The 13,097-nt window shown below is 66.0% G+C and carries 9 protein-coding genes and 1 tRNA gene; 7 read left to right on the plus strand and 3 right to left on the minus strand.

What is annotated here, in order from left to right; translation table 11 throughout:
• Positions 1-357 precede the first annotated feature (357 nt).
• Positions 358-3,105: a preprotein translocase subunit SecA gene (gene secA, locus JHL17_RS02710; protein ID WP_200190523.1), complete on the minus strand. Its 2,748-nt coding sequence runs from the start codon at positions 3,103-3,105 to the stop codon at positions 358-360.
• A gap of 407 nt (positions 3,106-3,512) precedes the next feature.
• Between secA and JHL17_RS02715 the strand changes: the two genes are divergently transcribed.
• The 7 genes from JHL17_RS02715 (at position 3,513) to JHL17_RS02745 (ending at position 10,156) form a co-directional block, all read left to right on the plus strand.
• Positions 3,513-4,484, plus strand: coding sequence for a peptidylprolyl isomerase (locus JHL17_RS02715; RefSeq protein WP_200190524.1), 972 nt, complete (start codon positions 3,513-3,515; stop codon positions 4,482-4,484).
• Positions 4,485-4,700: 216 nt separating this feature from the next.
• The gene (argJ, locus tag JHL17_RS02720; RefSeq protein ID WP_200190525.1) at positions 4,701-5,939 is read left to right on the plus strand and encodes a bifunctional glutamate N-acetyltransferase/amino-acid acetyltransferase ArgJ; all 1,239 of its coding nucleotides are present in this window, start codon (positions 4,701-4,703) and stop codon (positions 5,937-5,939) included.
• Between the two features lie 21 nt (positions 5,940-5,960).
• A complete protein-coding gene (locus JHL17_RS02725) occupies positions 5,961-6,557 on the plus strand; it encodes a GNAT family N-acetyltransferase (RefSeq protein ID WP_200190526.1) in 597 nt (198 codons plus the stop codon).
• Positions 6,554-6,997 carry a (deoxy)nucleoside triphosphate pyrophosphohydrolase gene (locus JHL17_RS02730; protein ID WP_199235252.1) on the plus strand — a complete coding sequence of 148 codons (444 nt, stop codon included), beginning with the start codon at positions 6,554-6,556 and terminating at the stop codon, positions 6,995-6,997. Before JHL17_RS02725 ends, JHL17_RS02730 begins: the two co-directional genes overlap by 4 nt.
• A gap of 410 nt (positions 6,998-7,407) precedes the next feature.
• On the plus strand, positions 7,408-9,327 hold the full coding sequence (gene recQ, locus JHL17_RS02735) for a DNA helicase RecQ (RefSeq protein WP_200190662.1): 1,920 nt from the start codon (positions 7,408-7,410) through the stop codon (positions 9,325-9,327).
• Between the two features lie 103 nt (positions 9,328-9,430).
• Positions 9,431-9,505 (plus strand) — tRNA-Thr (locus JHL17_RS02740).
• Between the two features lie 420 nt (positions 9,506-9,925).
• Positions 9,926-10,156, plus strand: a complete 231-nt coding sequence (locus JHL17_RS02745) for a hypothetical protein (protein ID WP_200190527.1) — start codon at positions 9,926-9,928, stop codon at positions 10,154-10,156.
• Between the two features lie 29 nt (positions 10,157-10,185).
• Here JHL17_RS02745 and JHL17_RS02750 read toward each other — a convergent pair whose 3' ends face one another.
• On the minus strand, positions 10,186-11,622 hold the full coding sequence (locus tag JHL17_RS02750; RefSeq protein ID WP_211113292.1) for a methyl-accepting chemotaxis protein: 1,437 nt from the start codon (positions 11,620-11,622) through the stop codon (positions 10,186-10,188).
• A 624-nt stretch (positions 11,623-12,246) separates the two neighbouring features.
• Positions 12,247-13,056 carry a type I methionyl aminopeptidase gene (gene map / locus JHL17_RS02755; RefSeq protein WP_200190529.1) on the minus strand — a complete coding sequence of 270 codons (810 nt, stop codon included), beginning with the start codon at positions 13,054-13,056 and terminating at the stop codon, positions 12,247-12,249.
• Between the last annotated feature and the right edge of the window lie 41 nt (positions 13,057-13,097).

Genomic DNA, 13,097 nt, shown 5'->3' on the forward strand with positions numbered 1-13,097 from the left:
GGGCGTGGAAGACGGCGGAGCGGTCCCAAGCTCATCCGCGGCCGGCCAGGGCCAAGGGGTTCGCGGGTGCCCCACCCCCCAGGGCTTCTCTTCTAGCAAAACTCAAAGACACAAGGGGGCGGCTGGCCAGAGGCCTGGGAAATTCAGTTTGCTCCCCTCACCCCAACCCCTCTCCCGCGAGGGGAGAGGGGCTTTGCTCAACGCCAGACTGCATGCATTGCTGCAAGCGCGAGATCTGTGCATCCCGTAGCGCCGTCGCGGGGATGACGCAGAGTTCCTTTTATTCCAGAGGCTTGATATCGCTCTGAGTTGCGTACATCCCCTAGCACCGGGCGGGGGAGGGCACAATTCCGGCCTTTACGCCATGCGTCCGTGGCAGTGCTTGAACTTCTTGCCGGAGCCGCAGGGGCAGAGCGCGTTGCGTGGGGTGTTTTCCATCACGTCTGCCGGCAGCGGCTGGTCTTCCGGCGTGCCGGCGAGCGACGAGGTGCGGACCATGCCGTCGGGCAGGGCTTCGCCGCCGTCTGTCTCCATGCCGGCACCCATAGCCGCCATCGCCAGCGCCGGGTCCATGCGGCCCTCGTGCATCTCCTGCATCTGGCGGGCGAACAGCTCCTCCTGCGACGGGGCCATGCGGATTTCGACATGCATCAGGATGGTGGTGACCTGTTCGCGCAGCGCCATCAGCATGGTGTCGAACAGCTCGAAGGCCTCACGCTTGTACTCGTTCAGCGGATCCTTCTGGGCATAGGCGCGCAGGTTGATGCCTTGGCGCAGATGGTCGAGCTGGAGGAGGTGGTCCTTCCATTCCTGGTCCAGGATCTGGAGCAGGATGCTCTTCTCGACATGCCGCATCGTCTCGGCGCCGTAGGCCTCCTCCTTGTCCGCATATTTGCGGTCGGCGGCCTCGCGCACGCGCTCCTCGATCTCCGGCTCGGCGATGCCCTCTTCCTTGGCCCACTCCTGCACCGGCAGGTCCATGCCCAGCACGCGGTTGACCGCCTCGTGCAGGCCGTCGATGTCCCACTGCTCGGAGTAGCTGTTGGCGGGGATTGCGGCCGACACCATGTTGGCGATGATCTGGTGGCGCATCTCGCGGATTTCCTCCGCGATGTCCTCGCTCTCCATCACCTCGTGGCGCTGCTCGTAGACGACCTTGCGCTGGTCGTTCATGACGTTGTCGAACTTCAGCAGGTTCTTGCGGACCTCGAAGTGATGCGCCTCGACCTTCTGCTGCGCCTTTTCCAGCGCCTTGTTGATCCAGGGATGGATGATCGCCTCGCCCTCCTTCAGGCCGAGGCGCTGGAGCATGCTGTCCATCCGCTCCGACCCGAAGATGCGCATCAGGTCGTCTTCCAGCGACAGGAAGAACTTCGACGTGCCGGGGTCGCCCTGGCGGCCGGAACGGCCGCGCAGCTGGTTGTCGATGCGGCGGCTCTCGTGACGCTCGGTGCCGATGACGTAGAGGCCGCCGGCCTGCTTGACCTTCTCGCGCGCCTCGGCGATCTCGGCCTCGATCTGCGCGATGCGGGCCTCGCGCTCCGGACCTTCCGGAACGTCGGCCAACTCGACCTCGATCCGCATCTGGAGATTGCCGCCCAGCTGGATGTCGGTGCCGCGGCCGGCCATGTTGGTGGCGACCGTCACCGCACCGGCGCGGCCGGCCTGGGCCACGATATAGGCTTCCTGCTCGTGGTGGCGGGCGTTCAGGACGTTGTGCGGGACGCCGCGCTTGGTCAGCAGCTCCGACAGCAGTTCCGACTTCTCGATCGAGGTGGTGCCGACCAGGACCGGCTGGCCGCGCTTGCGCGCGTCCTCGATCAGGTCGGTCATCGCATGGTATTTCTCGGTCGCGGTGCGATAGACCTCGTCGTCATGGTCGATGCGCTTGACCGGCACGTTGGTCGGCATGTCGACGACCTCGAGGCCGTAGATCTCGCCGAACTCCGCCGCCTCGGTCAGCGCCGTGCCGGTCATGCCGGCCAGCTTGGGATAGATGCGGAAGTAATTCTGGAAGGTGATGGAGGCCAGCGTCTGGTTCTCGCGCTGGATCGTCACCTTCTCCTTGGCTTCCAGCGCCTGGTGCAGGCCTTCGGAGAAGCGGCGGCCTTCCATCATGCGGCCGGTGAACTCGTCGATGATGACGACCTTGTCGTCCTTGACGATGTAGTCCTTGTCGCGCTGGAACAGCATGTGGGCGCGCAGCGCCTGCTGCGAATGGTGGACCAGCGCCACGTTCTGGATGTCGTAGAGCCCGCCCGACTTCAGCAGCCCGGCCTCGGCCAGCAGCTGCTCCATGTGCTCCTGGCCGGCTTCGGTGAAGCTGACCGAGCGGTGCTTCTCGTCCTTCTCGTAATCCTCAGGAACCAGCATCGGGATCAGCCGGTCGACCTGGACATACATCTCCGAGGAATCGGTCGAGGGGCCGGAGATGATCAGCGGCGTGCGCGCCTCGTCGATCAGGATCGAGTCGACCTCGTCGACGATGGCGTAGTTGAAGGGCCGCTGGACCAGTTCCTCCAGCCGGAACTTCATGTTGTCGCGCAGATAGTCGAAGCCGAACTCGTTGTTCGTGCCGTAGGTGATGTCGGCGGCGTAGGCGGCGCGGCGCTCGTCGTCGTCCAGCCCGTGGACGATGCAGCCCGTGGTCAGGCCGAGGAAGCCGTAGACCCGCGCCATCCAGCCGCTGTCACGCGAGGCGAGATAGTCGTTCACGGTGACGACGTGGACGCCCTTGCCTTCCAGCGCGTTCAGGTAGACGGCGAGCGTGGCGACCAGCGTCTTGCCTTCGCCGGTGCGCATCTCGGCGATCTTGCCGCTGTGCAGCACCATGCCGCCCATCAGCTGTACGTCGAAATGGCGCTGGCCCAGCACCCGCTTGGCCGCCTCGCGCACGGTGGCGAAGGCGTCGGGCAGGATGTCGTCCAGAGTCTCGCCCTTGGCCAGCCGCTCGCGAAGCCAGTCGGTGCGACCCTTCAGCTGGTCGTCCGACAGCGCCGAGACCGACGGCTCCAGCGCGTTGATCTGAGCGACGGTCTTGTGCAGCGCCTTGACCACGCGCGTGTTGGCGGTGCCGAAAATCTTGCGGGCGAGAGCGCCGAACATGAAAACCTCGGGAGTAAAGCGGAATGTGGGCCAGCCTATCGACGGGTCTCACATAGGACTATGGCAAGGTCCTGTCAACGAGACCGGTCCGGCGGGCACCCCGTTGCGGCATTTGCGCAAGGGACCCCAGGTGAGGGCCGCCATGACCGTTTGATGAATTCGCGTCCAGAATGCGCCGTGGCGATTGGCTGGCGCCGGTCGGGGCTGGTATCCCCTGCGCAGGTGCACAGCTATGGGACGGTTGCCACGGGAGCCCTTGCCCCGCGCGGCTCAGCCATGCTTAATCCCCTGCGGAATCGGGCGCGGAGCGGCGGATGGCTCCGATGCCGCAGACCATGCGAAACGGGCGCCGGCCCATCGGCCGCCCATGTGTTGCGAAGCATCCGCCGGAAGGAAACAGACACACCATGGTTCAACGAGTGTTCCGCACCGCGCTCCTGTCGGTTGCCGCCTGCGGCATCGCGCTGGCCGCCCATGCCCAGACGCCGGCCCCCGCCACCCCGGCGCCGGCCGCTCCGGCCCCGGCCGCCGCCGCTCCGGCCACTCCCCCGGCCGCTCCGGCCGATCCGGTGGTCGCCCGCGTCAACGGCGAGGAACTGCACAAGTCGGACGTCACCCGCATGGTCTCGCAGCTGCCGCCGCAGGTGCAGCAGATGCCGATCGAGATGATCTATCCGGCGGTGATCGACCAGCTGGTCAGCGGCAAGCTGGTCTCCTCGGCCGGCTACAAGGCCGGTCTTGCCGACTCGCCCGAGGTGAAGGACGAGATCAAGCGCGCCGAGGAGCGCGCGGTGCAGCGCGCCTACATCCAGAAGGAAATCAAGGCCCGCGTGACGCCCGAGGCGCTGAACAAGGCCTATCAGGATTACCTGAAGGAGAACCCGGCGCAGGAGGAGGTCAAGGCCGCCCACATCCTGGTCGAGAAGGAAGACGAGGCCAAGGCCATCATCGCCCAGCTGAAGAAGGGCGGCGATTTCGCCAAGCTGGCCAAGGAGAAGTCCAAGGATGCCGCCGCCGCGGCCCAGGGCGGCGACCTCGGCTACTTCACCAAGGACGCGATGGTCGAGCCCTTCGCCAACGCCGCCTTCGCCATGAAGCCGGGCGAGATCAGCAAGGAGCCGGTCAAGACCCAGTTCGGCTATCACATCATCAAGGTCGAGGACAAGCGCACCCAGCCGCAGCCGACGCTTGAGGAAGTGAAGCCGCAGCTGGAGCAGACCCTGTCGAAGGACATGGTCACCGCCCTGGTCGAAGAGCTGCGCGGCAAGGCGAAGATCGAGACCTTCCAGCTCGACGGCTCGCCGATGCCGAAGGAAGAGCCGGCCGCCGCTCCGGCCCCGGCTGCCCCGGCCACTCCGGCGGAGCCGGCGAAGAAGTAAGGAACGGGGGGCGTATTGCCCCCACCCTAACCCTCCCCCGCACTCGGCCGGCCGAAGGCCGGTCCGATCGCGGGGGAGGGGACTGCCGCCGAACGCTGACAAAGCTCCTCACTCCCTCCCCCGCCCAGCGGGGGAGGGTCGGGGTCGGGGCAAGTGCTCACGGTCCGGCAACGCCTCACCACGCCACCACCACTCCCCACCACGGGAATTTCCTTCATGGCCACGACCCTCTCCCCCTTGGCTCCCGCCAGCTTCCCGACGTTGCCGCCCATCGCGGGCGTGCGCATCGCCACGGCGAACAGCGGCATCCGATACAAGGGCCGCGACGATCTGCTGCTGGCCGTGCTGGATCCCGGCACCGCGGTGGCGGGCGTGCTGACCCGGTCGCTGACCTGCTCGGCCCCGGTGATCTGGTGCCGCGACAGCCTGCCCAAGGGCTCTGCCCGCGCCGTGGTGGTGAATGCCGGCAACGCCAACGCCTTCACCGGCAAGGCGGGCGACGCCACCGTGCAGGCGACCGTCAGCGCCGCTGCCGAACTGGCCGGCTGTGCGCCGGACGAGGTCTATATCGCGTCGACCGGCGTGATCGGCATCCCGCTCGCCGCCGACGCCATCGGCAAGTGCCTGGCGCCGATGGCGCCGAACCTCAAGGCCGATTCCGCGGCTTGGGAGAAGGCCGCCCGCGCCATCATGACCACCGACACCTTCCCGAAGGGATCGGTGCGCACCGCCAGTATCGGCGGAACGACGGTGACCATCGCCGGCTTCGCCAAGGGCTCGGGCATGATCGCGCCGGACATGGCGACGATGCTGGGCTTCGTCTTCACCGACGCCGCCATCGCCGCCACCGCGCTGCAGGACATGCTGTCGGAATTCACCGAGCGCACCTTCAACGCCGTCACGGTGGACGGCGACACCTCGACCAGCGACACGCTGCTGCTGTTCGCGACGGGCAAGGCCGGCAACGCCCCGGTGTCGAGCGCCGATGCCGCCGAGCTGGCGGAGTTCCGCGCGGCGCTGGAGGATCTGCTGCTCGATCTGGCGCTGCAGGTGGTGCGCGACGGCGAAGGGGCGACCAAGTTCATCGCCATCACCGTGCGCGGTGCCGACAGCGACGCCGCCGCCAAGCGGATCGGCATGACAGTGGCGAACTCGCCGCTGGTCAAGACCGCCATCGCCGGCGAGGACGCCAACTGGGGCCGCATCGTCGCCGCCATCGGCCGCGCCGGCGAACGCGCCGACCGCGACCTGATCAAGATCACCGTCGGCGGCACCCTGATCTGCGCCGAGGGGATGGAGGTTCCGGGTTACGACGAGACGCCGGTCACTGCCCACATGAAGGGCAAGGAGGTCGACATCGACATCGATCTCGGCCTGGGCAAGGGGACGGCGAAGGTGTGGACCTGCGACCTGACGCACGGCTACATCGACATCAACGGCAGCTACCGGAGCTGACGACTTGGCGGAGCTGACGGTTTGACAGGCGGCGGAGCGGAGCCCTGGCCCGGCAGCGTGGCGACGTCGCGGCTGCTGCTCCGCGCCTTCCGGCATGAGGATGTGCCGAGATTCCTGCCGCTGATCGGCGACTGGGAGGTCGCGCGCTGGCTCGCCCGGGTCCCGCATCCCTACGGGGCGGATGATGGCCATGGGTGGGTGGAACTGGCGGCGCGGAACTTTGCCGAGCGGGCCGCCCTCAACCTGCTGGCGGTGCGGACCGATGATGGTGCTCCCATCGGCGGCGTCGGCTTGCAGCTGGACTGCGACCGGGACCGGGAAGCGCCGGGCAGCGCCGAGATCGGCTATTGGGTCGGCACGCCGTACCATCGCGCCGGCTACGGGCTGGAGATGGTGACCGCCATGCTGGGCGCCGGCTTCGGTCCGCTCGGCCTGCCGCGGATCTGGGCGGCGGCCGATCCCGACAACCTGCCGTCCCAGGCCTTGCTGCTCAAGGCCGGATTCTGGCAGCGGGGCGAGCGCCGGCAAGAGTTCCCCGCCCGTGGGCGAAGCGTGCCGGCGCCGTATTTCGAAATCACCGCCACCGAGTGGCCGGCCCGCCAAGAGGGTTCCGCATGACCGCCTGTTTCGATCCCAGTTCAACCCCCGCACCCGGCTCGCTGCCGGTGCTGCTGGTCGTCGCGGTGGCGCTCGTCGATGCCGACGGGCGCGTGCTGCTGGCCCAGCGTCCGCCCGGCAAGTCGCTGGCCGGCCTGTGGGAATTTCCCGGCGGCAAGGTCGATGCCGGGGAGACGCCGGAAGCAGCGCTGGTGCGCGAGCTGAAGGAGGAACTGGGCATCGACACGGCGGCCAGCTGCCTCGCGCCCTTCACCTTTGCGTCCCACAGCTACGAGCGTTTCCATCTGCTGATGCCGCTCTATGTCTGCCGGGTGTGGGAGGGCGACGTGATGCCGCGGGAAGGGCAGAAACTCGCCTGGGTCTATCCGAACCGGATGGGCGATTACCCGATGCCGCCGGCCGACGTGCCGCTGGTGGCGATGCTGCGGGATCTGCTATGAGTCGTGATACCGCGCGTTGAAAATCGAGCTGCGCGGCTGTATATTTTTCGGAGGTGGCCGGCGGGTGTTCCTGCACCCGCCGGCACGCTCCCGGTGTCAGCGACGGATCAGGCGGATTTCGATCCGCCATCTTCGCCACTGGAGCACCAGGAAGAACGGCATTTTGCTCATGCCACCTTCCTCCTTCTGAAACGGCGGATGGACCACCCATCCGCCGTTTTCACTTTACACGCAGGCGATGAGAAGGCGCTATGGTTTCACACCAATGCGTGGTGTCGCCGGTGGCGGTCCGACCTTTGTTCCCGGCCGCGTCCCTTTGCGGCTTTGCCCTGGGGACGATCTGTGCCACATGATGGGTGGTTGAGACGACAAGCCGGATGTCCGGCCCCACTTTCCTGAACCGCATCGGCGTGGATTCGTTGTTTTCCTACAGCAACCGGGGGGCGCCAGACGACGTCCCCGGTCAACAGCCGGCCACGGCGCTCGACGCGCTGCGGACGGTGTTCGGCTACGACTCCTTCCGTGGCCAGCAGGCCGACATCATCGACCATGTGGTGCAAGGCGGCGACGCGCTGGTGCTGATGCCGACCGGCGGCGGCAAGTCGCTGTGCTACCAGATCCCGGCGCTGGTGCGCGACGGGGTGACGGTGGTGGTCTCGCCGCTGATCGCCCTGATGCGCGACCAGGTGACGGCGTTGCGCGAACTGGGTGTACGCGCCGCCTTCCTCAACTCCTCCCTCGGGCCGGCCGAGGCGCGGGAGGTCGAGCGGGCGATGGTGCAGGGCGAGATCGACCTTGTCTATATCGCGCCGGAACGGCTGGTGACGCCGCGCTTCCTCGATCTGCTCGACCGCACGAAGTTGGCGTTGTTCGCGCTGGACGAGGCGCATTGCGTGTCGCAATGGGGGCACGACTTCCGGCCCGAATATCTGCAGCTGTCGATCCTGCACGAACGCCACCCGATGGTGCCGCGCATCGCGCTGACCGCGACCGCCGACGTGCAGACCCGGGCCGAGATCAAGGACAAGCTGGGGCTGACCGACGCCCGCGTCTTCCTGTCCAGCTTCGACCGGCCCAACATCACCTACCGCGTGGTGCCGAAGAAGAGCGAGCGTCAGCAGATGCTGGCCTTCCTGCGCGACAACCATCCGGAAGACGCCGGCATCGTCTATTGCATGTCGCGCAACAAGGTGGAGGAGGTCGCGGCCTGGCTGAACCAACAGGGCCGCGAGGCTCTGCCCTATCATGCCGGGCTGCCCGCCGAAACGCGCGAGGCCAACCAGGACCGCTTCATCAAGAGCGAAGGTCTGGTGATGGTCGCCACCGTCGCCTTCGGCATGGGCATCGACAAACCGAACGTCCGCTTCGTCTGCCATCTCGATCCGCCCAAGAGCCTGGAAGCCTATTACCAGGAGACCGGCCGTGCCGGCCGCGACGGCCTGCCCGCCAACGCCTGGATGGCCTACGGCATGGCCGACGTGGTGATGCTGCGCCAGATGCTGGAGCAGTCGGAGGCCGGCGACAGCCACCGCCGGGTGGAGCGCGGCAAGCTGGAGGCCTTGCTGGGCTTCTGCGAAACGTCGGACTGCCGCCGGCAGGTGCTGCTGAACTATTTCAACGAGACGCTGCCGGAGCCCTGCGGCAACTGCGACACCTGCCTGGACCCGGTCGAGACCTGGGACGGCACCGTTGCGGCGCAGAAGGCGCTGTCGGCGGTCTACCGCACCGGCCAGCGCTATGGCGCCGGGCATCTGATCGACGTGCTGGTCGGCAACGCCACCGAGAAGGTGGTGCAGCAGCAGCATGACCGGCTGAAGACCTTCGCCGTCGGCAAGGATCTGACCAAAGCCGAATGGCAGTCGGTCTACCGCCAGCTGGTGGCGACCGGCCTGCTGACCGTCGACCTGGAGGGCTATGGCGGCTTCCGCCTGACCGATGCCGGCGTCGCCGTCATCAAGGGCCAGCGGGTGGTCAAGCTGCGCAAGGATCCGGTGCTGGAGCGCCGCCGCGGCGTCCACGACGCCTTGCGCCGCCACACCGCGCGGGGCGGCGGAACCTCGAGCGGGGAGGGGGTGTCGCGCTCCGGCGCCCGCGGTGCGCTGTCGGCGGCCGACGACGCGCTGTGGCATGCGCTGAAGGACTGCCGCACGGCGCTGGCGAAGGCGCAGAGCGTGCCGCCCTATGTGATCTTCCACGACAGCACGCTGCTGGAGATGGTGGCCCAGCGCCCCCGCGACCACGCCAGCTTCGCCCATCTGCCGGGGGTGGGCGGCCGCAAGCTGGAACGCTACGCCGACGCCTTCCTGGAGGTGATCCGCCAGCATGGATGAGGCTTTAGGGTGCATGGCAGGTTTGACGGCGGGCGGCCGTTTTTCCTGAAATTCACCGCTTGCATCCCGCCAAGCACATCGCTATGTTCCGCGCCACGACGACGCCGCAGTAGCTCAGGGGTAGAGCAACTGATTCGTAATCAGTAGGTCCGGGGTTCAAATCCCTGTTGCGGCACCACTCTAAGGCCCTGAAAGCTAATAGCTTTCGGGGCCTTTCCATGTTCGGCTCCAGCCGCGTTCTCCACCTGCAGAAGTCGCAATTTTCCACTTGGCCTTTTTCGACGTTCCGGTGGCGTTCCGGAATGTTCGTCTCAAGGTTGTGCCTTTCGCTTTTTCTGGCGTTTCTCCTGCGCGGCTGTCGCTATGCGATCGTCGGGCCGAACACAGACGGCGCTCACGACACGGGATGAATGGCCAGTGACGACGGTGCGGCGTAGCCCAGCCAGTACGGAGGCCGGCAGCGCTTTTCTGGAAGGATGACCAAGGTCGATCCCCCGATGAACTCCACCTCGGCTCTTTGGGAGTGGCCGGAGCTGGTCCGGGAGCAAGTCCCTCCGCGGCGACGTTTCATGCACCACCACGTCGCAACGAGGCCGCCATGCTCCAGTTGAACCCGCCGCTTCCTCTCGATACGCCGAAGGGGTCGGCGCTCGCGCATTTCCTGATCGACTATGGCGCCGAGCATGACCTGTGCTGGGTTTGCTTCCAGGACGAGACCGGCGAATGCTGGACTTGGCGGAACCGCGAGGTGCGGGCGCCCAAGAACATCACCATGGGCCGCCGGACCGAGGAACGCCGCGGCAAGGTCGACCTCCGGGTCGCGGAATAGCGGATCCTGCGGCCGTCCGGTCCACAAGCTTACCGGACCAGCACCCGTGCCGCCTCCTTCGTGCGTTCCACCGCCCCGGCGACCTGCTGGACCGCGGTGGAGATGGCCGAGATGTTCGAGGTCACCGTCGCCACCGCCGCCGAGGCGCTCTGCATGTTGGCGGACATGTTGCGAGTGACGGCGCTCTGTTCCTCCACCGCCGACGCGGTGCCGGTGACATGCTCCCGCACCACGGCCACGGCTTCGCGGATCGCGGTCAGCGCACCGGCGACTTCGGTCGAGGTGGACTGGATGCCCTCGATCTCGGCCGAAATCTGCTCGGTCGCCTTGCCCGCCTGATTGGCGAGGTTCTTCACCTCCGAGGCGACGACGGCAAAGCCCTTCCCCGCTTCGCCAGCGCGGGCGGCTTCGATGGTGGCGTTCAAGGCCAGCAGGTTGATCTGGCCGGCGATGCTGTTGATCAGCCCGACGATGCCATTCATCGCCTGGGCGGCGGCGGCCAGCCGGTCGGTGCTTTCCGCCACCGCGACCGTGCGGTCGAAGGCGCCGTCGGTGGCACTGCGGGCACGCGTCATGCTTTGCGAGATCTCGCCGATCGAGGCGACCAACTCCTCTGCGCTCGCCGCCACCGCCTGGACGCTGGCGGAGGTGGAGCCGGCGGCAGTGTTCGCCGAGCCGGCCTCGTCCATCGACAGATGGACCGCCTGGTCGACCTCGCCGAAATTCTTGTCGATCATCTCTTTGAGGTTGCTCAGCAGCGCGACCTGGGCAGTGACATCCATCGCGAATTTGACGACCTTCGTCACGCGCCCCTTCTGATCGAGAATCGGGTTGTAGGAGCCCTCGATCCAGACTGGCTTTCCGGAATTGCCGATCCGCTTGTATTGTGCCGCCTGGAACTCGCCGCGGCGCAAGGTGTCCCAGAAGCGGGCGTATTCTACGCTGTCGCGATATGCGGGTTCGACGAACATGTCGTGGCGCTTGCCGACCACCTCGTCCAGCCGATATCCCATCACCTTGAGGAAGTTGTCGTTCGCCTTGGTGATGACGCCGTCCGTGGTGAACTCGATCACCGCCTGCGAGCGGTTGATCGCGGCGATCTGCGAAGAATAGTCGAGGTTTTCGAGTCGCTCCTTGGCATCGGCCCATTCAACGACGAAGCCGATGCGTTGGCCGTTCTCCTCCAGCGGCGTAACCAGCAGGTCGAACTGGTGGCCGCCGACCTTGATGGTGGCGCCATGGGGCTTGGTCAGGGCGGACAGCAATCCACGCTGGTGGGCCGGGTTCTTGTGGAAGACGTCGATGTTGCTGCCGACCAGATGATCGACGTTCAGCCGGGGCAGTTCCTTGCGCAGGTCGCCTTCGACCTCCCGCAGCAGCGTGACCACGGATGGATTGACATGGACGATCGTCAGGTTTTCGTCCGTCACCATCACCTTGGACCGCAAGGCATCCAATGCCGCCATCTTGCGTCCAAGCGCTCGATTGATCTTTTTCCGCCAGAACACTGCGGTCCCCCCTCTCCCAAGACGCGATCGCAAGATAAACGCGCATCCATCGAGAGACGGCAATCAGGGGGAAATCCTTATATAAGGATTGTTGAAAATAGAAAGTTGCTCTGTATTATTCATTTAGATTAAGTCACTTAACGGTCTGTCATATGATTTCACTATATCTTACTGCGTATAACGTGAATTATGAAGCATTTTCAAGAGACTTATATTCTTTGATGAGTGTTGGTTCATTGCGGTTCTGATGAGCCGATGTTTCTCGTCTCGCGAGATTCCTCGCCTGCGGACGAAACGATCATCGTTGGCTGCGACAGGGAATTGCCGGTCCTTTCGAGCGACCTGTTCCCGCCATCAGATCGGGCCGCGTAAAAATCGGAGCCGATTTGACGGGGGAATTCGATTGCAAGACGACGATCCATGGCGTCGCGCATATCATAGTAAACGCCCGACGCCTTATCGGCGGCGGGTGGGCGCCGCCAGCCAGGATACTTGTGATTTTGGTCAGACAGGTGCCGGAAGCAGATCGGGCGCCGCATCCCGTGACACGGCGCCCGCCATTCACTCCGCAATATTCGATGGTCACTCCACTGCGTAAGGCGGCTTCGTGAAGCCTGCCGGCGACAGGGTGAAGATCTCGGCCCCGTCGGCGGTGACGCCGATCGAATGCTCGAACTGGGCGGACAGCGACTTGTCCTTGGTCACGGCGGTCCAGCCGTCGCCCAGGATCTTCACGTCCGGGCGGCCGGTGTTGATCATCGGCTCGATGGTGAAGATCATGCCTTCCTTCAGCACCAGGCCTTCGCCCGGCTTGCCGTAATGCAGCACCGACGGCGGCTCGTGGAAGACGCGGCCGACGCCGTGGCCGCAGAAGTCGCGCACCACCGAGAAACGGTGGGATTCGGCGAAGGTCTGGATGGCGTGGCCGATGTCGCCCAGCGTGGCGCCCGGCTTCACCGCGGCGATGCCGATCATCAGCGCGTCATAGGTGACGTCGACCAGCTTGCGCGCCTTCACGCCCACGTCGCCGCACAGATACATGCGGCTGCTGTCGCCGTACCAGCCGTCGACGATCGGGGTGACGTCGATGTTCAGGATGTCGCCGTCCACCAGCCGCTTGTCGCCGGGGATGCCGTGGCAGACGACATGGTTGACCGAGATGCAGTTGGCGCGCGGGAAGCCGCGATAGCCCAGCGGGGCGGGGATGCCGCCATGATCGCGGATGAACTGTTCCAGCAGGCGGTCCAGCTCGCCGGTGGTGACGCCCGGCTGCACATAGGGGACGATGTAGTCCAGCGCCAGCGCGGCCAGCCGGCCGGCCTTGCGCATGCCTTCGAATCCCTCCGGACCATGAAGACGGACGCGGTTGGAGTCGACGTGATCCTGTTCCAAGACGAGAGCCCCTATGCCAGGTAACCAAAAGCCGGATGCCG

The organism is Azospirillum endophyticum (assembly GCF_016595245.1).
GTDB classification, from domain to species: domain Bacteria; phylum Pseudomonadota; class Alphaproteobacteria; order Azospirillales; family Azospirillaceae; genus Azospirillum; species Azospirillum endophyticum.

Excerpts from the sequence above, each read along its gene's own strand:
- JHL17_RS02745 (WP_200190527.1), top strand. The coding sequence starts at position 9,926 with ATGCTCCAGTTGAACCCGCCGCTTCCTCTCGATACGCCGAAGGGGTCG.
- JHL17_RS02715 (WP_200190524.1), top strand. The coding sequence starts at position 3,513 with ATGGTTCAACGAGTGTTCCGCACCGCGCTCCTGTCGGTTGCCGCCTGC.
- argJ (WP_200190525.1), top strand. The coding sequence starts at position 4,701 with ATGGCCACGACCCTCTCCCCCTTGGCTCCCGCCAGCTTCCCGACGTTG.
- JHL17_RS02750 (WP_211113292.1), bottom strand. The coding sequence starts at position 11,622 with ATGGCGGCATTGGATGCCTTGCGGTCCAAGGTGATGGTGACGGACGAA.
- JHL17_RS02730 (WP_199235252.1), top strand. The coding sequence starts at position 6,554 with ATGACCGCCTGTTTCGATCCCAGTTCAACCCCCGCACCCGGCTCGCTG.
- secA (WP_200190523.1), bottom strand. The coding sequence starts at position 3,105 with ATGTTCGGCGCTCTCGCCCGCAAGATTTTCGGCACCGCCAACACGCGC.